The sequence below is a fragment of the Campylobacter sp. FU_520 genome (assembly GCF_025772385.1).
Taxonomy (GTDB): Bacteria; Campylobacterota; Campylobacteria; order Campylobacterales; family Campylobacteraceae; genus Campylobacter_D; species Campylobacter_D lari_C.
Genome location: NZ_JAKMRZ010000001.1, coordinates 22,734 through 43,238 on the forward strand (window position 1 = coordinate 22,734; position 20,505 = coordinate 43,238).

Here is a 20,505-nt window from a genome sequence, read left to right on the forward strand (position 1 = left end):
TTATTTGATTTTACTCAAATAAGCTAATTTTGAATTATTTTTCCAAAAAGGTTTTAACTCATCATAACTTATAAAAATTTCAATTACTCCTGTTGAATATGGAGCTATATCATAAGGCTCCCATATCAAAACTAATCCGTTTTTTCTCACTTCGAAAATTTCACTTATTTTAAGCTCTTTAATATCAAATAACTCATTTTCATTATATAAACTTAAAATTTTTTGCTTAATCATATTCTGAAAATCTTCATTTTCTATTTTTAACTCATTTTTCAATCTAAGAAGCTTCATGTCATCAATACTATAAGTTTTTCTTAAAAAATTAGTCATACCATGAGCACCACCTTTATACTCATAAATATTTTTTCCCAAAGAGATAATATGCTCATCTTGATAAAATATATAAGCTTGAGAAAAAAACTCATTATTAGAAATATCTTCTTTATTCCATTTACCAAAACTTTCTTTTGCTTTTTGTTTTAATGAATTTTTATCCAAATTCTCATTAAAATCATCAATAATTTTTTCTAAATTTTTATTTTGACTTGATAGTTTTAATATATCTTCACTAAAATCAAACTCAATGTTCTTATTGTCTTCTACTTGTTTTTGTTCTTTAAGTGATAATTGATAAATACTTGCGTTGGATTTATTAGTTAAAAAGCTAAATTCTTTTTTTATACCATCTATTTTACATAGGGCTTCAAATTTATTTTTGTATATATCTTTTAAAACGCAAGTTCCAAAATCTGCTATATCTATATAATACTCATCATTTTTAGCACTACCCCAAAAACTGTATTGCTTTTGTTTTGTTTGGACAAATCCATAGCTAGTATTGCTTTTGCTAGAGCTATATAGGTAAATATCAAATTCATTTCCTTTTAAAATATTTAGTGTAAATGTATTTTCATTATAAGCATACAAACTCGCGCATAAACTTAAACTCAAAGCAATCTTTTTAAACATTTAATCCCCTTGCACTCTTATAATCAAACTTTTTGGCAATTTAAAATACTCAATCCATTCTTGTTCTTTTTGTCTCATCTGTCCTTGATCTATCTCATGATCATAACCTTGTAAATGAAGCATAGCATGTATAAAAAGCAGTGCCATTTCTTCTTTTTCACTATGTTTATATTCCATAGCCTTTTTACTTACTTCATCTAAATTTATCACTATACTGCCAAGTAAATTTTCACAATTTTGCACTAAAGGAAAAGATAAAACATCTGTAGTTTTATCTACCCCCCTTTGATTAAGATTAATTTCATGCATGGTTTTTTCATCTACCAAAACAAGTTCTATATTTTGATCACTCATTTTTTGGGCAATTTTTTTAAGAAAAGAAATATCCATTTCTTCTTCACAAAAAATCATTATTATCCTTTTGATTTTATAATTTCAAATTATATCAAAATTAAGGAAAAGTATGAAAAAAGCTCTTTGTATTATAAGTGGTGGTATGGATAGTACTTTATGTGCATATTTAGCCAAAAAAGAAGGATATGAAATCATTGCTTTGCATTTTGATTATAATCAACGCACCATGTTTAAAGAAAGAGAATGTTTTAATAAAACTTGTGAAAAACTTAATATAAAAACAAAATATATTTTAGATGTTTCATTTATAGCAAATATCGGTGGTAACTCTTTAACGGATTTAAATTTAGAAATTCCCAAAGAAAAACTACACGAAAAAGAAGTTCCAAATACTTATGTTCCTTTTAGAAATGGCATTTTTTTATCTATTGCAGGAGCTATAGCCGAAAAAGAAAAATGCGAAAGTATTTTCATAGGAGTAGTGCAAGAAGATAGCAGTGGTTATCCTGATTGTAGTGCTAATTTCATACAAAAAGCGAGTGAGTTTATCAATGAAGGCACAACAAAAACTTGTAATGTTACAATTAAAACCCCACTAGTTCATCTAAGTAAAGGACAAATAGTTGATTTAGCCTTAAAAGAAAAGGTAGCCTTAGAGCATACTTGGTCTTGCTATGAAAGAGAAGATAAAGCTTGTGGCAAATGCGATAGTTGTTTATTAAGATTAAAAGGCTTTAAAGAAGCTAATGTGAAAGATTTTATAGAATATATTTAAAAATTTATTTTCATTTTATTTTCGTTTGTATAATTTGCATTTTTAAATATTAAGGAGAAAACATGAAAAAATTACTACTTGGTTCTTTTTTAGCTGCTTCTATTTTAGCAAGCAATGCTTTAAGTAAAGAATTTATTCTAGATAAAGCTCATACAAATGTAGCTTTTAAAATCAAACATTTACAAATTAGTAATGTAAATGGAAATTTTAAAGACTATGATGCGGTGATTGATTTTGATAGTGCTAAATTTGAATTTAACAAACTTCAAGCAAATGTAAAAGTTGCTTCTATAAATACTGAAAATAAAGCAAGAGATGCTCATTTACAACAAGATGATTTTTTCAAAGCAAAAACTCATCCAAACATCACTTTTACCATGAGTAAATATGAAAAAATTTCTAATGAAAAAGGTAAAATGTATGGTTCGTTAAACATTGCTGGTGTAACTAAAGATATCGTTTTAGATACTGAAATTGGTGGGGTTATTAAAACAGATAACGGTAAAGAAAAGGCAGGATTTACTTTACAAGGACAAATTAAAAGAAGTGATTTTAAATTTGCACCTGATACTTCTAGCTTGACACTTAGTGATGAAGTGCAAATCAACATCGAAGCAGAAATTAACGAAAAATAATTTAAAAAGCATTTTACTCTAAAGTAAAATGCTAATTTTATTACTTATTAAAATAATTAATCAAACAAACTAATATTTTTTTCTTGAGTAAGAAAGTATTCTAAAAAGTCTTCTTTATTTTCTTTGATCAGACAATATTTAAAATCAAAAAAATTTTTTAATTCATTTAAATTTACATAGGAAAAATCACAAAATAATGAATTTCTTAATGCGATTTTAAAGCCCTTGGTATATTGAAGTTTTTGCGCTATAAAATCAAAGTCTTTTTCATTTTCTACAAGCAAAACCACTCTAGAACTACCCCCAAAAGCACAAATTTCATTTTTTGAGTTCAAAAAATAGGCTTTAAAAAGTTCTAATTTTTTATCATTAAAACTAAAGGGTAATTTTTGACTTTCTATAAATTCAATAAAACTAGCAAAAATATCTGCATAAAAAAATGCAAACTTTAAATCTTTAAAATACAAATTTTTACAAAGCAAACTCGTTTGAAATAAAGATTTTGAGCCTAAAATTTCATATTTACAAGCTTTTAAGGTATGAAAATTTGATTTTAATTTTAAAATAAATTTTTCATTATCAGAACAAAAGAAAGTTTTTTCTTTAGAATTTTTTAAAAGATCAAAATCTAATAAAATATTTGAGTTTAAGGCTTTAAAATTAAAGGCTTTTGCAAATTTTAATTCTACATGATTACAGTGTAGAAATTCATAAGATTTTTCTTCGCATAAAAATCTAAAAAGCCTAAAAATAGCTTCTTCAAGATCATCAACTTGAAGATAAAACACATCTTTATCTTCAAGATTTAATTTCTCCTCGCTTACTATAACATAAGCTCCAAGTTTTATAGCAAAACTAGCTTGTTCATTATTCTTAGCAAAAAATACACTTGCTTGTTTGACTTTGTTTAAATCTATACTAAAATCATAAACACTAGAAGTTGCTCCATAGTTTAAAACTTGGGCATTAACAAGCTCAATAAAATTAGAAATATTCATTTAGCCTATTATGGCCCCATTTTCTATAAAACTTTGTGGACTAATTAAAACTAATTTTTCACCTTTTTGGGCACTTAAAATCATGCCTTGGCTTTCATGGCCAAAAATTTTAGCTTTTTTTAGATTGGTAATCACACAAACTTGCTTACCTATTAACTCACTAGCTTTATAAAATTTAGCAATACCCGAAAGCACTTGTCTTAGTTCACCATTTTCAAGTTCAAGTTGAAATTTTAAAAGCTTTTCACTGCCTTCTATATTTTGACAATCTTTTACTAGTGCTACTTTAATTTCAATTTTTTTAAAATCATCAATTTTAATTTGAGCTAAGCTTGGCTTCTCTTCTACTTTTTCTTCTTTTTTATTTTCTTGGGTTAATTCAACTTTTGGAAATAAAGCTTCACATGCACTTGATTTTAAATCGCATAATTGATTATTTAAAATTAGTTTTTGATAGTTTTCGTTTGAAATTTCAAAATTTAAAGCATTGGCAATTTTTAAAGCTGTTTTTGGCATAGCAGCTGAAAGTAAAATAGTAACTTTTGTTAAAATATTAGCACATAAAGCCACTAAGGCATTAGCTTTTTGCATTTGATCATTTTTAATTAAATTCCAAGGCTCATACTTACTAATACTTAAATTTGCTAAAGACAAAGCCTTAAGAAGCTCTTCTAAATAGCGATTTGGCTGAATATTTTCCAAAGCATTGATCGCATTATCTAAATACTCTTTACATTCGTTTAATTCTTGATTAAAATATAAATTCACATCTTTACAATCAATAATATTTTGAGAATACTTAGCACTCATACCGATAATTCTGTTTAATAAATTTCCAAGCTCATTGCTTAATTCTGCATTGATTCTAGTGATTAATGCTTTTTGTGAAAAATCCCCATCATTGCCAAAAGGAACTTCTCTGAGTAAAAAATATCTAAAAGCTTCTAAACCAAAAGTATCTGCTACTTCTTTAGGTGCTACTACATTGCCTTTAGATTTGCTCATTTTTTCACCATCTTTAGTCCACCAACCATGTGCTGCTACAAATTTAGGTAAAGGAAGTTCTAAACTCATCAAAAACGCAGGCCAATACACTGCATGAAAACGCAAGATATCCTTACCTACAAAATGAATATGAGCAGGCCATAGATCCATATTTTTATCATCAAGTCCATAGCCCAAAGCACTCACATAATTCATCAAAGCATCAAGCCAAACATACACCACATGTTTTTCATCATTTAGTTCTTTCGGAAGTTTTATACCCCATTCAAAACTTGTTCTTGTAATAGAAAGATCTTTTAAGCCACCTTTTACAAAATGGATTAATTCATTAGCCTTATTTTTAGGTAAAATCGGCTCTTTTTCTTTATACCATTTAAGAATTTGATCTTGATATTTAGAAAGCTTGAAAAAATAACTTTCTTCTTTTAAAAGCTGTGTTTTTTTACCACAATCTGGACAATGACACTCATTTACAAGCTGAGTTTGGGTAAAATAACTCTCACAAGAAACACAATAAAAGCCTTCATAAGTTCCTTTATAAATATCACCTTTATCAAACATTTTTTTAAATGCTTTTTGTACGCTTAACTTGTGATTTTCATCTGTAGTTCTAATGAAATAATCATAAGAAATCTCAAACTCATCCCAAAGTTTTTTGAACTTAGAACTGATTTCATCTGCATATTCTTTAGGGGTAAAATTTCTAGCACTAGCAGCTTGCTCTATCTTTTGGCCATGTTCATCTGTACCTGTTAAAAAGAATGTTTTTTCTCCTTGCAAGCGATAAAATCTAGCCAAAGTATCTGCTATAATCGTAGTGTAAGCATGACCAATATGAGCCACATCATTTACATAATATATCGGAGTAGTAATATAACGCATTTTCAACCTTTAATTAAAAATCAAATCCACCTTCTTTACCTTTAGACATACTCTTATAAACTGCATCAATATACTCTTTTCTTAAAGAGCATTCAAAAACCATAGAGCAAGGTAAACAAGATTTTAAGTTTTTATCATTTTGACAAGCTTGAAGTTCATTTTTTTTAACTTCTAAAGCTAGCTCAAATTCATCTTTAACTTCAGCCATTAAAGCCCTTTGTAAGCTTGTTTTAGTTTTTCAATTTCATATTTTGAACCCAAAAAGCATGGCGTACTTGCATGGATTTTTTCAAATTCTAAATCAAGCAAAGAATCATTTTCTCCATTAGTAGAAAGCCCTCCTGCTTTTTCAAAAATAAAAGCAAAAGGAAATACCTCAAAATATGCTCTTAATTTTCCATTTGGCGCATCACTTGTTGCAGGATATGAAAATAATCCTCCACCTTTGAGTAAAATTTGGTGTAAATCACTCACCATAGCACCAGAATATCTTAAGCGATATCCTTCATCAAATAAAGCTTTTATAAAAGCTCTATGAGTATTTAACCAATTTTTTTGTGTCCCACCACTTGCGTTTAATTTGCCTTTTTCGTTTAATTTTAAATCCTTGACAAAAACAAATTCATCATTTTCATTTAACCTATAAAGCTTAGGAGTATCTATGCATACTATAAGCTCTAAACGTACACCATAAATAGCATAAACTGCTGCTTTTAGATTTTTTGCACTAGCCTTTTGCTCATAAATAGCAAAAATAGAACCTATAGCAAAATTCACATCCACCAAAGATGAGCCATCTAAAGGATCATAAGCAACGACGTATTTTTCATTTTCATTGATTAATAATTGCTCTTGTTTTTCTTCACTAATTAAGCTTTTTATACCTTTGCTTTGCTTTAAAATTCTAGTAATAATCTCATCGCTTTTTACATCAAGTTTTAATTGATTATCTCCGGTGGCATTTTGAGAAGTAGTATAATCAAAATCTTTTAAATATCTAAGTTCTTTTGAAATTTCAATCACTGCTTTTTGTATATCGTTAATTAATTCTTGCATATTTTACCCCTATACTTTTTTTGAATTTTTTAATATAAAATCACAAATACTTTCTAAATCATCCAAATAAAGCCAAGTTAAATTTTTATTTTCGATTTTCTCATAGCTTGCAATAGCCTTAGAATAAGCAAAATAGCTCTCATCTACTTCTTTGCAAAAAACACTAATTCTTGGCATATCTAAGGTTTTTAAGCCCTCTATAAATAAAAAATCAAATTCCCCTAGTTTGGAAATAGCTTCATCTAAAGTACTTGGAGAATGTGTAAATAAAGTTGTCCTCGTAGGGCTTAAAACCATTACATCAGCACCACTTTGAAAAAATTTAAAACTATCTTTTTTTGCTATATCAAAACTTGCTTTATCTTTTGGATCATGTTTTATAATACATACTTTATAATTTTGTTCCATAAAATATTTAGCAACTTGAGTTATTAAAGTTGTTTTACCTGAATTGGAAGGCCCACTAAAAGCCATTGCTAATCTTTTCATAACTTCCTTAAATCAAAGAAAATAAACAAAATTATATCTTTTTAAAAGTTAAAAGCTTATAATTATAAAAAAATTAGGAATAAAAAATGAAAAAAATTTATATGATTATTTTTTTAACACTTATTTTTACTGCATGCTCAAATAAAACCCAAAAACAAAGCGAAATCGATTTAAAAAGCCAAACTCTTATGTATGCACAAAAAATCAATTTTAATTATAAAGATAATAGAGTAGTTGCTTTGTTAAGTTATCTAAATCCTGTATTAGATAAAAAAAGCCAAAAAGAAGTTTTTGTGCTTAGTTTTTTACCAAATATCAATATCAAACAAGAACAAATTTCAATACTCATAGATGGAGAAAAAACTAACTTAAAAGCCTTAGATCAAAATGATGAGTTGTTTAAATATATCATCAAAAGTGATTATGCAAGTTATTACAAAATCACCCTTGATGAGTTGGTACAAAAACCTATTTTACAACTTGATTTGTGTTTTGAGAATCAGTGTTTTGAGTTAAAGTTTCAAAAAATTTCGAAATCGGTGTATTATCGTTCAGAAGATGCAAATACACAATATAATTAGCTAAAACTTTTTTAGCATACACCCTACTTTCTGCATAAGGAACAAGTTCCATAGATAAAAATGGCTCGTACTTTCCCGCTCTAAACATATCTTCTCTTTTGAGCATTCTAGTAGCAAATCCTATACCTCCATTATAAGCATAAGCCACAAATACCGGAGAATTAAGTTTAGATTCTAAATAATCTAAATGATGATTTGCAAAAGTATAGGCTGTTTTTGGATCAAAAAGCATATCTTGGTCAAAATTTGGAATTTGCAATTCTTTATTGCCTATATGATTAGCTAAAAATGGAATAAATTGCATAATACCTAAAGCATAAGAAGTAGAAATGGCTGTTGGTATAAAACGACTTTCTTGTCTAGCTAAAGCTAAAATCATAGCCTTTCTTTGTATAGAATAATCTTTTAAATACTCAAAATAAGGCATAATGAAATAATGTTTTTTAAAACCCTCAGCTCTTTCTTTAATATAAGCATAAATAGCGATATTTTCTTTAGTATAAAAATCTTTTGCAAGTTTTTCTAGCTCATTAGGAGTGCCTTTTGCAATTTCTTTTGCAAGTTTTTGCCAAGCAAAAGGATCTTTCATATCAAAATCATTTTTTTGTTTTTTTGGCTTTAATTTTTCTATTTTAGGCAAAGGCAAGCCTTTTAACTCTCTTGCATAAAGACTATAAATATTTAAAGAATCACTTTGAGCAAGCTCATCAAGATACTTTTTATCTTGAGTGATTAAATAAATCCAAAAATTTGCATTATCTGCTAAAGGCTTGCTTTTAAAAGTATCTTTTGCTACTTGGAAAAATTCCAGTGCTTTTTTATCGTCATTTTCTAAAATAGCATTCACTCCCAGATAAAAAGCATTATCTTGAAAAGTTAAATTTGCATCCACATTGACCAAAGATTTTCTTATCAATGGACTTTTTTTCTTAATGATAATTTCTTTTACAAAATTTGTAAATTCTTTTTCTTTTGCTAATTCATCAGCAAAATCTTTTTCTAAGAAAAAATCCTTTTTATCTTTTAAAAAGCCATAAATTTTATAAAAATTTGCACTATCATAATTTAAAATTGCATAACTTAGAGGATCTTTAGTATTAAAAGCTTCTAAAAGCTTTACTAAATTTGGATTATCTTGTGGGATAATTTTTTTCATCTCATTACGCGTTGAAGCATTAAGATCTTGTATAAAAGTTAAACTGTTTAATCTTATAAGCTGACAAGTAGCATTAGCATCTAAGATATTTTGCGTGTTAAATTTATAACAAGCTTCATATTCTTTATTATATCCCAAAGGTGGAATAATCGTTTCAATAGCATTTTTAATACGCCCTGCATAACGATAAATATGTTCTTTTAAACCCTCAACTTCTTCTTTTTTAAATTCATTTTTTTCTAATAAACGATATAAATAATAATCCTTAGCCAAAGAATTTGGTTTTTGCTCTAATTCTTTATAAGAATACATAGCACTATTTGCAAAAACTACTCCGGCTAAAAGCAATACTACACTTTTTTTCAACACTTATAAACTTCCTAAAATTAAATTTGATAAAAATATTTGAATAAATTTTAATCCTAAAATAATAATCAAAGGTGCTAAATCAATACTTCCTATAGTAGTAGGGATAAATCTTCTTACAAAAGCATAAGCAGGATTAGTTAAACGATATAAAATTTGCACTATAGGATTATACGGATCAGGCCTTACCCAAGAAATCAATGCAGCAATGATTACAATCCATACATAAATTTCAATCACTAAAGAAAAAATTTGCACCAAAGATACAATCAAACTTGTTCCAACTCCCATTTTACTCCTTTATAATTTCTTCAACAAAAGGCTTAATTAAAGTATAAATTTCACTCATTTCAGGTCCGTGAGTAACCCCTGTTAATACTAAACGCAAAGGCATAAAGAAATTTTTACCTTTTAAATTTGTTTTTTCCATCAAAATCTTTTTAAACTCATCGTATTCTTGAGGTAAATCCAAATCTTTTAAAATCTCTTTAATCAACTTACATTCATTTTCAAATTCATTATAATTTTTAACTGCAAAAATGGCCTGTATTTTTTCTCTTATCTCATTTAGCGTGCTAGCTTCTTGAGTATAAAATTTTGCAAGCTCCGCTACATCTTTACCTAAATTCAACAAAGAATTTAATTTATCATTATCAAGCATTTTTATATGCTCACGGTTAATTTGCATTAAACGCTTAGTGTCAAATCTTGCGGGAGATTTTGAAACTTTTTTCAAATCAAACCATTCTATGGCTTCTTCTAAGGTAAAAATCTCTTTTGGAGTTTTATTGCCTAAAAGGATTAAATAATTTGCAATAGCACTTGCTAAATATCCATTATCAAGCATCCATTTTACACTAGAATGAGCCTCTCTTTTGCTCATTTTAACACCTTCTTCATTTAAAATGATAGGTAAATGTGCATAAGTCATACTTTTATCATAACCCAAACTAGCTCTAATATGTTCTTGCTTAGGAGTATTTGAAACATGATCTTCTCCCCTTATAATACAAGTAACACCTTCTAGCATATCATCAACCGCACAAGCAAAATTATAAGTTGGGGTTTTATCTGCTCTCATAATCACAAAACTATCAATATCTTCAGGATTAAAACTAATCTCGCCTTTAATATAATCAGTAAATTGCATTTGTGATTGAGGTTTTTTAAGACGGATTACAAAAGGTTTCTCACAATTTAACACATCAATATCTGCTAATTTTTCACAAGTGCCATCATATCTATATGCTTGATTTTTACTTTTAGCTAATTCTTTTTTATGCGCTAACTCATCCTCAGTACAAAAACAAGCAAAAGCTTTTTTTTCACTTACTAGCTTTAAAGCCATTTGACGATGAAATTTCAAATTCTCACTTTGTACATAATAATGCTGCCAAGTTATACCAAATTCTTTTAAAATAGCTTTTATTTCTTCTTCTTTTCCAGTAATATTTCTAGCATTATCCGTATCTTCAATACGCAAAATAAAATCTGTATTTTCTTGTCTTGCTTTAATATAATTAAACAAAGCTGCTCTTAAATTTCCAATATGCATATCTCCAGTAGGCGATGGTGCAAACCTATACATTATTTATCCTTTTAAAACTTTTTTATCATTATACAATTAAATACTTGCTATTTATTTTAAAAAAACAAAGTTCACATAAAATTCACTCAATATTTATATGATTTCACAAATAATTCAATTTAAAGGATAAAAAATGAAATTAAAAATAGCTTTAGCGGCATTAACTCTAGCAAGTTGTGTTTTTGCAAGAGATATGGTTGTAGGTGTAAATGCTTTACCGGCAAATTCTAAAAATTTTATACAAAAACATTTTACAGGCTCAAACATTGCTTTAGTTAAACAAGATATTGATAGTTTTGATGTTTATTTAGATAATGGAACTGAACTTGAGTTTTTTATCAATGGAGATTGGAAAGAAATTGATGCAAAATACAGACCAATTGATACTTCTTTTTTAAGTCCAAATGTTTTAGCAACGATTAAGAAAATGCACCCAAATGCAAGTATAATTAAAGTTGAAAAAGAAATTCAAGGTTATAAATTTAAACTAAATAATATGATGGAAATTTATACTGATGTAAATGGAAATTTCTTAGGACAAAAATTTGATGATTAAAAATTAAGCTAAGCTTTTTGCTTAGCTTTTATAAGAATTTAGAGCAAGCTCTTGTATATTATAATTAGCAATTCTCTCATAAGCAAAGCCTTTTTTCTCTAAAAAATCAAGTAAAATTTTCTCCATTTTTTCTAAAGCATTCAAGACTTCTTTTGAAAGTTCAAAACTCAATGGTTCTATGCGTTTTGGCACACAGGCTAAAATTTGAGTTTTAGGTAAATCTCCCATAAGCTCCATATATTGTAAAGTTTGAAGCATTTCAACCTCATGTGCGCTACCACTCCAATTAACTTTTTTTGGCATTGCATCATAAGGAAAGAAAAAAATATCTCCGATCTTAGCATCATCTGCTGCAATACAATCAATCACAACCATTTCATCATATTCAGCTATAATATAGCTAAGTTGCAAAGCCAAAGTTCCACCATCTACAAAGCTCACTGAGTCTTTTTCGTGATAAAACTTATAATTTTTTTCTAAAAGTTTGCAAAGATGAACGCCTAAGCCCTCATCTGCAAACATAATATTACCAATGCCTAAGATTAGAAGTTTCAATGATTTTCTCTTACAAATTTATAACCACTAAAGATAGCATCTAAAGCACCATCTTTGCCTTTAACTGAGTTAAACACAGCCATATAAATATGCACTGGAACAAAAATCAACACAACCCACATTAAAATTCTATGGTAGGTTCTAACATCAGCTAATCCACCTAACATTACCTCAATAGGTCTTAAGATATTGTATAAAAATCCACCCAAGCCTTCATGATACACATGCATATAAAGGATTAATCCCGTTAAAATAAGCCCAAACATAACAAGATAAAAGAAAAAATAAGTTGCAAATTGCAAAGGATTGTACACACCTTGTAAATGCGGGTGCTTTCCTAAGAAAATGTAAAATTTAATCTGATCTATCCATAATTTTACATTAAAAATATCTTTGATACTTCTTCTTTCATTTGCACTTTTTGGATCAAAAAAGAACAAATATGTTTTAAAAAGCACACAAGCTATCATGATGAAACCAAAAATTTGGTGCACCATGCGGTATTTTGCCTGCATAAATAAAGTCGGTTCAGATGAAATAGAAGGAGCTTGGAAAACATAAGAAATATAATATCCAGTTCCCACTAAAATCACGATTGCAACCGCTCTTAACCAATGTGTAAAACGAAGGCCGATACTAAATTCATACTCGGCCTTTCTGTTTGATTTTAAGGAATGTTTAGAATCCATACTAAAGTCCTTTCCTTATAAATTTACATTTACTTTATACTCGCTAAGATTATTGCCTTTAGTATCCATTACATGCACAGCACATGCTATACAAGGATCATAAGAGTGAATAGCTCTTATTACCTCCAAAGGCTGTTTAACATCAGCTAGTTTCATACCGATAAGACATTGCTCATAGCTACCACCTACTCCATTTGCATCTTTTGGACTTGCATTCCAAGTAGAAGGTACTACTGCTTGCCAATTTTCAATTACACCATTTTTAATTCTACACCAATGGCTCAACGCACCACGAGGCGCACTTCCCATAAATCTACCTTTGTATTCTTTGTTTTTATCAATTACATAAGTAGCACAAGTACTTTCATCTGTTTTTAAATTTTCAACCAAAGAATTAAATGCTTTTAAACCATGATCAGCAATGATTTTAGCTTCAATTGCTCTAGCACCGGTTCTTCCTAAAGTACTCATAAGTGCTTTAACTGGTAAATTCGTAGCTTTCAAGAATGAATCAACCGCTTCTACTACGATTTTATTACCCTTAGCATAATTAACTAAAATATTTGCTAATGGTCCAACTTGCATAGGTAAATTTTCATATCTTGGAGCTTTAATCCAGCTGTATTTACCTTTGGTATCAAATACCTTACTATGAACCATATTGCCTTTATCATCAATACTTTCACCATCAACTAAGCCTGTATAGTTTGGATTGGTTTTACCATCATAAGGATGTAAAGCTTCATTGTCTGCATACCAAGCTCTTGTAGCCTCTTCGGTGATTTTAGCTTCATCTACTTCTTCAACCTTACTCAAATCACCATTTCTAATAATACCACCTTCAAACAACCACTCATCACTTGAAACTTGGAATTCTCTCTCGGTGTAGAAGTTATTTACCCCTACATCATTTAATACGCTTGCTTCTTTAGAATAAGCTTTTGCTGCCATGATTAAATCCGGATAATAAGCACGATTAATAAAATCAGCTACTTCTTGGAATTTAGTCATATATTCAGCCATTCTTGATGGGTTTAAAAGATCCATAACACAAGTTACACCACCTACTGTTAAACTTTGTGGATGAGGATTTTTAGCACCAAAAATTGCCATAGCTTGAGCTATTGTTCTTTGAATTCTTAAACATTCTAAATAATGTGAAAGTGCAATAAGGTTTTGCTCAGGAGTAAAGCGATAAGTTGCGTGTCCATAATAAGCATTTGCAAATGGTCCAAGATTTCCTTTATCTACAAAGGTTTTTAGTCTTTGTTGTACTTCTAAAAGTTTATCTGCACCTGTTGCATAAGGCATATCGGTATATTTAAATGCTTCATCACTTGCTTTTTTTACATCAGCACTTAAAGCACTTACAACATCAACAAAATCAAGCCCATGAAGTTGATAAAAATGCACAGGATGATCATGCATATATAAAGCTGCATTCATTAAAGTTCTAGTTAAAACTGCGTTTAATGGTGGAGTAATACCTAAAGCATTTTCCACTGCAATAATCCCTGCTCTATAGTGTGAAAAAGTACAAACACCACAAATTCTTTGAGTTAAAAAGCCCGCATCTCTTGGATCACGACCTTTTACAATAGTTTCTAAACCTCTCCATAGAGTTGATCCTGAATATGCTTCTTTAATAACATTATTTTCATCAACTACCACTTCAACTCTTAAGTGTCCTTCTATTCTAGTAAGTGGATCTATAATAATTCTTTTTGACATTCTTAATCCTTATTCTTTTCTAATGAAGCAATCACAGCATGCGCAGCAACAGCAACACCTGTTACACAAAGCACACCTATACCTATTTTATCTGAAATACTATCCGCACCCAAGCCATAAACAGTATCAAATAACCTTCCTGCCATCACTTCTTCAAAAGGTCCCATAGTATCCCAAAAATCCGGTTCAGAACAACCTATACAACCATGTCCAGCTTGTACCGGCCATGAAGTATGTTGATTAAATCTTTCTTTTGAACAGTTATTAAAAGTATAAGGTCCTTTACAACCTACTTTATAAAGACAATATCCTTTTTTCGCTCCCTCATCACCAAATTGTTGCACAAACTCACCCGCATCAAAGCGTCCTCTTCTTTCGCAAAGATCATGAATTCTTAAAGCATAAGCCCATTTTGGTCTATTGTAAGCATCAAGTGCTGGTAATGTCTGATACAATATATAATGAATCACATTACCTATAATGTTTTTCTCACTTGGAGGACAGCCTGGAACATTAATAACTGTTTTATTTGTAACTTTGCTTAAGCTTACAGCATTACTTGGATTAGGTCTAGCAGCTTGAATACCACCAAAAGCTGAACAGGTACCTATAGCAAAAATAGCCAAAGCATTATCACAAGCTTGTTGTGCTATTTGTTTTCCTGTTTTACCGTGTGGTCCTATGGTTAAAAAGTTTTCTGTAGCACCTGTTGGTATACCACCTTCTACCATTAAAATATATCTACCTTTATATTTTTCCATAGCAGCTTCAAGATTATGCTCAGCTTGCCAACCTGCTGCACCCATTATAGTTTCATGATATTCTAAAGAAATATGATCAAAAATTAAACTATCAATAGTAGGAGCATCACTTCTTAATAAACTCTCAGAACATCCTGTACATTCAGCCATATGAAGCCAAATCACTGGAAGTCTATCACTAAGCTCAGCAGCTCTTGCAACTACTGGAGCAAAGCTAGCAGGTAGTGCTAAAAATGCAGTCATTGCACTAGCCCATTTCATAAAATCTCTTCTTGAAAAACCTGATTGCTCTAAGGCTTTAGAGATAGAAATCTCATTTTTCAAAAGAGGAAGTTTTTCTAATGCGTCTAAACGGCGATTAAAAATATCTAAATCACTCATTTGTTGTTCCTTAAATAATAGAAATATCATTAAAGATTTTAAAACATTTATTGTTAAGAATAGATAAAAAATAATAATTTTTTAAACAAATATACGAAGCATTTACAATTTAATGCTAATTAGGAGATTTTTACTCTAAAATAAGCAAGTATTGCACTTGCTTATTGTTTAACAATGATAATCTCATCATCTTTAGAATCTATAATAATCTCATCGTTTTCATTTAATTCATCCGATAATATCATATCACTTAATTTATCTTCTACCATGTCATATAAAGCTCTTTTTAATGGTCTTGCACCAAAATCAACATCAAAACCAACCTTTGCTATTAACCTAGCAGCATTATCGCTCAAGCTTGCTTTAATACCTCTATTTTCAAGACTTTTTTGCAAGGTATTAAAAAGCAATTTAACTATTTTTTCAGCTTCACTTTCTCCCAAAGGATTAAAAGTAATAATATCATCCAAACGATTTAAAAACTCAGGTCTAAAAAAGCTTCTAAGAGCTTCTTTAATAGCTTTTTCTCTTTCTTCACCCTTTAGCTCCATGATAAAATTTGCACCTATATTAGAAGTTAAGATAATGATAGTATTAGTAAAATCAACCGTTACACCTTTACTATCTGTAGCTCTACCATCATCTAAAATTCCCAAAAGTATATTAAATACATCCTTATGAGCTTTTTCTACTTCATCAAACAAAATCACACTATAAGGCTTTCTTCTAACAGCTTCGGTTAGCTCCCCGCCTTCTTCATGCCCTATATATCCTGGAGGTGCACCTAAAAGTCTTGATACGCTATGTTTTTCCATAAATTCACTCATATCAAAACGCACCATAGCTTTTTCATCATCAAATAAAAATTTAGCCAAAGCCTTAGCACTTTCTGTTTTACCTACTCCAGTTGGCCCTAAAAACAAAAAGCTTCCTATAGGCTTAGTTGTTTGATTTAGCCCTGCTTTATTACGCTTAATAGCTTTAGCCAAGGCACTTAAAGCCTCATCTTGCCCTATGACGCTTTCTTGTAAATACTCTTGAATGTGTAAATATTTTTGCTTTTCAGAAGTAAGCATTTTTTGCACGCTAATGCCTGTCCATTTACTTAAAATACCAGCTACTAAATCCTCATCTACTTGATTTTTAAGCAAAACTCCTTCTTGGGTCATTTGTTTCCATTTTTCTTCTAAATTTAATACCTCTTTTTCACACTCTAAAATTTTGCCATATTCTATTTCAGCAGCCTTTTGAAAATCTCCTTTGTTTTTAGCTAAAACAGCTTCATTTTTTAAAGTATCGATTTCTTTTTTCTTTGCACTTATGCCATTAAATACTGCTTTTTCATTTTCAAATTTAGCATTAAGTTTGATTTGCTCTTCTTTTAAATTTGCTAATTCTTTTTTAATCTCTTCCAATCTTTTTTCATTAGCTTCATTTTCTTCCATTTTTAAAGCTTCATTTTCTACTTCCAAACTTTCAATTTGCTTTCTAACCTTTCTTAGTGAATTTGGCTCACTTTCTATTTGCATTTTTAATTCCGCTGCGGCCTCATCAATTAAATCAATCGCCTTATCAGGTAAAAATCTATTAGCTATATAACGCTTAGATAGCTTTGCAGCTGCTACTAAGGCACTATCATTAATAGTTACATTATGATGAATTTCTAATTTTTCTTTTATACCTCTTAGCATAGCCAAAGCTTCATTTACGCTAGGTTCAGCTACATTTACGGGTTGAAATCTTCTTTGTAAAGCAGCGTCTTTTTCAAAATATTTTCTATATTCTTTTAAGGTTGTAGCGCCTATAGTATGAAGCTCACCTCTTGCTAAAGCAGGTTTTAAAATATTTGCTGCATCCATACTTCCTTCATTTGCACCCGCACCTACAATGGTGTGAATTTCATCTATAAATAAAATTATATTTTTATGTTTTATTACTTCATTTACAACAGCTTTTAATCTATCTTCAAATTCACCTCTGTATTTTGCTCCTGCTATTAAAGCACTCATATCCAAGGCTATGACTTTTTTATTTTGCAATGAAGTAGGAACATCTTTTTTAACTATCCTTTGTGCTAAGGCTTCTACTACAGCAGTTTTTCCTACTCCTGGTTCACCTAATAAAATAGGATTATTTTTAGTTTTTCTGATTAAAATTTGCATTAATCTTTGAATTTCTTCTTCTCTGCCTATGACAGGATCAAGTTCATTGTTTTTAGCTTTCATAGTCAAATCAATACCAAATTTAGACAAAGAATCAAGCGTTTCATCGCTTGTTTTAGTTTCTATTTTAGCTCCTGCTCTAATGAATTCTAATTCTTTTTTAAACTCATTTAAATCTACAAATTTAGATAAAAGTTCTTTAATAACCCCGCTCGTACTTTCTGAAACAAGCCACATATCCACAGCCAAATAGCTATCTTTGTTTTCTAAAGCCAAGCCTTTTGCTTTTTCTAAAGAATTAATAAATTCATTTGAAAATTTAATATTATCTTTATTTACATTTGAGCTAGTAGGAAAAGATGAAATTTTACTTTTTACTTCTAACTCAAATGCCTCTTTAGAAACATTTAATTTATTAAAAACTTGATTTAGTAAACTTGAACTATCAACACTTAAAGCCCATAATAAATGCAAAGGTTTTATTTCACTATTCTTAGAATGAATGGCCAAAGAAATCGCACTTTCTATATTTGAAAGCATAGAATCTGTTAAAAAATCTTGTATATTTGCCATTTTTACTCCTTTTTACTTTTATATGAAGTGTATTATATAACTTTAGTCTATTATTGTCAAGTTTATTTAGTTATATTTATAAATAATTTTTTATATATACACACTAATATAATAAAAATATTTACTTTATTTACGATTTTTTAAGCAAAAATAACTAAAATTAGATAATTATTTTATGAATTCATATTTATTTTGGAGTTTTTCCTTTGAAGACAAAAAGAAATCTTATTATCGCAGCTAGCATTTGTAGTTTAGTAACTGCTTCTTTTATTTTTACGAATTTACAAGCTAAAAACCCCACTCCTAGTGAAACAGAAAAGAAAATAGAAGCTTTATCTAAACTCACAAGAACCATGTCTATCATAGAACAATACTATGTTGATGATGTTAATTATACAGATTTAGTTGATAAATCCATAGCAGGTTTACTAACAAATTTAGATGCTCATTCTTCTTTCTTAGATGAAAAAGGCTATAAAGAACTTAAAGAACAAACTAATGGAGAATTTGGAGGACTTGGCTTTACTATTACGCAAAAAGATGGAGCAATTAGCGTTGTAGCCCCTATAGAAGGAAGCCCAGCAGATAAAGCAGGCATTAAAACTGATGATATTATTTTAAGAATTAATAACGAATCAACCTTAGGTATGACTTTAAATGAAGCTGTTTCTAAAATGCGTGGAGAACCTAAGACAAAGGTTACTCTAACTATCTATAGAAAAGGCGATGCAAAACCATTTGATGTTAATTTAAAAAGAGATATTATAAAAGTAGATAGTGTTTATACAAAACTAATTGAAAATGAAAACTTGCTTTATTTAAGAGTAACTAATTTTGATAAAAATGTCGTAGATGAAGCTAGTAAAGCAATCAAAAAATATTCTAATGTAAAAGGAATTATACTAGATCTTAGAACCAACCCAGGTGGTATTTTAAATCAAGCTGTAGGTTTGGTAAATCTTTTTGTAGATAAAGGAGTCATTGTCTCACAAAAAGGAAAAATAGAAAGTGAGAATGTAGAATTTAAAGCAAATCCTAGTAAAAAAATCACTAACGCACCTTTAGTAGTGCTTGTAAATGGTGGTAGCGCTAGTGCAAGTGAGATTGTAAGTGGGGCTTTACAAGATTTTAAACGTGCTATTATAGTGGGTGAAAAAACCTTTGGAAAAGGTAGTGTGCAACTTATATTACCTATGGATGAAAAAGGTAAAGAAGGCTTAAGACTTACTATAGCAAAATATTATTTACCAAGTGGTAGAACCATACAAGCTGTCGGGGTTAGTCCTGATATAGAAGTATTCCCAGGAAAAGTAAGTAAAGAAGAAAATCATGGCTTTGAAATCAAAGAAAGCGATCTAAAAAAACACCTACAAGCTGAACTTGATAAAATCGGACATCAAGAAAAGAAAAAAGATAACAAAGAAGATAAAAATATCATCACCAAAGAACAAATTGATAATGATATACAATTAAAAACTGCAATAGATGCAATCAAAATTTTAAACATCACAAAAGGAGAGTAAAATGGCAACAAAACTAGATCTTTTATACGAGGGAAAAGGTAAAAAAATGTTTAAAACTGATGATGAGAATTTACTCATCACGGAATTTAAAGATGATTTAACTGCTTTTAATGCAGAAAAAAGAGGTAATGAAGCGGGAAAAGGTGCGTTAAATTGTAAAATTAGTACTGAAATTTTTCATCTTTTAGAAAAAGAAGGTATTAAAACACATTTAGTAGAAACTATCAGCGATAAAGAACAAATTGTAAAAAAATGCAATATTATACCTATTGAAGTTATTACTAGAAATGTAGCCACAGGATCTTTAACAAAAAGATTGGGCATTAAAGAGGGTACGATTTTACCTTTTGCTGTAGTTGAGTTTTGTTATAAAAATGATGATTTAGGCGATCCTATTATCAATGATGAGCATTGTTTGATTTTAAATTTAGTAAAAAGTGAAAAAGATTTAGAATTAATAAAAAACATTGCAAGACAAATCAATTCTATCTTGGTTAAATTCTTTGAATCTAAAGGTTTAAGATTGATTGATTTTAAATTAGAATTTGGTATTGATGGTGAAGGAAATATGATACTAGCTGATGAAATTAGCCCTGATAGTTGTAGATTTTGGGATAGCAAAACTAATGAAAAATTAGACAAAGACCGCTTCAGACAAGATCTAGGTAATGTAAAAATGGCCTATGAAGAAGTATTAAAAAGAATTTTAAGTTAGGAAAA

The 20,505-nt window shown here is 29.3% G+C and carries 21 protein-coding genes; 6 read left to right on the forward strand and 15 right to left on the reverse strand.

Annotation, left to right across the window (positions count from 1 at the left end):
- Positions 1-969 (reverse strand): DUF3298 and DUF4163 domain-containing protein, encoded by a 969-nt coding sequence (locus L8W55_RS00160; protein WP_263676771.1) that lies wholly within the window; start codon positions 967-969, stop codon positions 1-3.
- Positions 970-1,380 carry an rRNA maturation RNase YbeY gene (gene ybeY, locus L8W55_RS00165; RefSeq protein ID WP_263676772.1) on the reverse strand — a complete coding sequence of 137 codons (411 nt, stop codon included), beginning with the start codon at positions 1,378-1,380 and terminating at the stop codon, positions 970-972.
- Positions 1,381-1,432: 52 nt separating this feature from the next.
- On the opposite strand from ybeY, the gene queC reads away from it, so the two are divergent.
- Both queC and L8W55_RS00175 read left to right on the forward strand, forming a co-directional pair.
- On the forward strand, positions 1,433-2,098 hold the full coding sequence (gene queC, locus L8W55_RS00170; RefSeq protein WP_263676773.1) for a 7-cyano-7-deazaguanine synthase QueC: 666 nt from the start codon (positions 1,433-1,435) through the stop codon (positions 2,096-2,098).
- A gap of 62 nt (positions 2,099-2,160) precedes the next feature.
- Positions 2,161-2,733 carry a YceI family protein gene (locus L8W55_RS00175; RefSeq protein ID WP_263676774.1) on the forward strand — a complete coding sequence of 191 codons (573 nt, stop codon included), beginning with the start codon at positions 2,161-2,163 and terminating at the stop codon, positions 2,731-2,733.
- Positions 2,734-2,789: 56 nt separating this feature from the next.
- On the opposite strand, the gene L8W55_RS00180 is transcribed toward L8W55_RS00175, so the two are convergent.
- Genes L8W55_RS00180 through mobB form a run of 5 tightly spaced genes read right to left on the reverse strand, consistent with a single transcriptional unit; the run spans position 2,790 to position 7,163 of the window.
- Entirely contained in the window at positions 2,790-3,731 is a 942-nt protein-coding gene (locus tag L8W55_RS00180; RefSeq protein ID WP_263676775.1) for a hypothetical protein, read from the reverse strand.
- Entirely contained in the window at positions 3,732-5,618 is a 1,887-nt protein-coding gene (gene metG / locus L8W55_RS00185; protein WP_263676776.1) for a methionine--tRNA ligase, read from the reverse strand.
- Between the two features lie 13 nt (positions 5,619-5,631).
- A complete protein-coding gene (locus L8W55_RS00190) occupies positions 5,632-5,826 on the reverse strand; it encodes a hypothetical protein (RefSeq protein WP_263675498.1) in 195 nt (64 codons plus the stop codon).
- Positions 5,826-6,674: a class 1 fructose-bisphosphatase gene (locus L8W55_RS00195; protein ID WP_263676778.1), complete on the reverse strand. Its 849-nt coding sequence runs from the start codon at positions 6,672-6,674 to the stop codon at positions 5,826-5,828. Before L8W55_RS00195 ends, L8W55_RS00190 begins: the two co-directional genes overlap by 1 nt.
- 9 nt (positions 6,675-6,683) lie before the next feature.
- The gene (gene mobB / locus L8W55_RS00200) at positions 6,684-7,163 is read right to left on the reverse strand and encodes a molybdopterin-guanine dinucleotide biosynthesis protein B (RefSeq protein WP_220566249.1); all 480 of its coding nucleotides are present in this window, start codon (positions 7,161-7,163) and stop codon (positions 6,684-6,686) included.
- 86 nt (positions 7,164-7,249) lie between these two features.
- Here mobB and L8W55_RS00205 point away from each other — a divergent pair, with 86 nt between their 5' ends.
- On the forward strand, positions 7,250-7,744 hold the full coding sequence (locus tag L8W55_RS00205) for a hypothetical protein (RefSeq protein WP_263676780.1): 495 nt from the start codon (positions 7,250-7,252) through the stop codon (positions 7,742-7,744).
- On the opposite strand, the gene L8W55_RS00210 is transcribed toward L8W55_RS00205, so the two are convergent.
- From L8W55_RS00210 to gltX, 3 genes are read right to left on the reverse strand one after another with little or no spacing between them, the layout of a single operon-like run.
- Positions 7,632-9,269, reverse strand: coding sequence for a lytic transglycosylase domain-containing protein (locus L8W55_RS00210; RefSeq protein ID WP_263676782.1), 1,638 nt, complete (start codon positions 9,267-9,269; stop codon positions 7,632-7,634). The genes L8W55_RS00205 and L8W55_RS00210 overlap by 113 nt on opposite strands.
- On the reverse strand, positions 9,270-9,557 hold the full coding sequence (locus tag L8W55_RS00215; RefSeq protein ID WP_263676784.1) for a YggT family protein: 288 nt from the start codon (positions 9,555-9,557) through the stop codon (positions 9,270-9,272).
- Between the two features lies 1 nt (position 9,558).
- Entirely contained in the window at positions 9,559-10,854 is a 1,296-nt protein-coding gene (gene gltX / locus L8W55_RS00220) for a glutamate--tRNA ligase (protein ID WP_263676785.1), read from the reverse strand.
- Between the two features lie 133 nt (positions 10,855-10,987).
- Between gltX and L8W55_RS00225 the strand changes: the two genes are divergently transcribed.
- A complete protein-coding gene (locus L8W55_RS00225) occupies positions 10,988-11,410 on the forward strand; it encodes a PepSY-like domain-containing protein (RefSeq protein WP_263676786.1) in 423 nt (140 codons plus the stop codon).
- A 21-nt stretch (positions 11,411-11,431) separates the two neighbouring features.
- Here the strand turns inward: L8W55_RS00225 and L8W55_RS00230 are convergent, their stop codons facing one another.
- The 5 genes from L8W55_RS00230 to L8W55_RS00250 form a co-directional block, all read right to left on the reverse strand.
- A complete protein-coding gene (locus L8W55_RS00230) occupies positions 11,432-11,965 on the reverse strand; it encodes a HyaD/HybD family hydrogenase maturation endopeptidase (protein ID WP_263676787.1) in 534 nt (177 codons plus the stop codon).
- Complete coding sequence (gene cybH, locus L8W55_RS00235) at positions 11,962-12,654, reverse strand: Ni/Fe-hydrogenase, b-type cytochrome subunit (RefSeq protein ID WP_263676788.1); 693 nt, start codon at positions 12,652-12,654, stop codon at positions 11,962-11,964. The genes L8W55_RS00230 and cybH overlap by 4 nt, the downstream gene beginning before the upstream one ends.
- A 15-nt stretch (positions 12,655-12,669) precedes the next feature.
- Entirely contained in the window at positions 12,670-14,385 is a 1,716-nt protein-coding gene (locus L8W55_RS00240; protein WP_263676791.1) for a nickel-dependent hydrogenase large subunit, read from the reverse strand.
- Between the two features lie 2 nt (positions 14,386-14,387).
- Positions 14,388-15,527 carry a hydrogenase small subunit gene (locus L8W55_RS00245; protein WP_263676793.1) on the reverse strand — a complete coding sequence of 380 codons (1,140 nt, stop codon included), beginning with the start codon at positions 15,525-15,527 and terminating at the stop codon, positions 14,388-14,390.
- Positions 15,528-15,688: 161 nt separating this feature from the next.
- Positions 15,689-18,262 carry an ATP-dependent Clp protease ATP-binding subunit gene (locus L8W55_RS00250; protein WP_263676794.1) on the reverse strand — a complete coding sequence of 858 codons (2,574 nt, stop codon included), beginning with the start codon at positions 18,260-18,262 and terminating at the stop codon, positions 15,689-15,691.
- Between the two features lie 206 nt (positions 18,263-18,468).
- Here L8W55_RS00250 and L8W55_RS00255 point away from each other — a divergent pair, with 206 nt between their 5' ends.
- Positions 18,469-19,785, forward strand: a complete 1,317-nt coding sequence (locus L8W55_RS00255; RefSeq protein ID WP_318529896.1) for a S41 family peptidase — start codon at positions 18,469-18,471, stop codon at positions 19,783-19,785.
- 1 nt (position 19,786) lies between these two features.
- Positions 19,787-20,500: a phosphoribosylaminoimidazolesuccinocarboxamide synthase gene (gene purC, locus L8W55_RS00260; RefSeq protein ID WP_263663357.1), complete on the forward strand. Its 714-nt coding sequence runs from the start codon at positions 19,787-19,789 to the stop codon at positions 20,498-20,500.
- Positions 20,501-20,505: the final 5 nt, after the last annotated feature.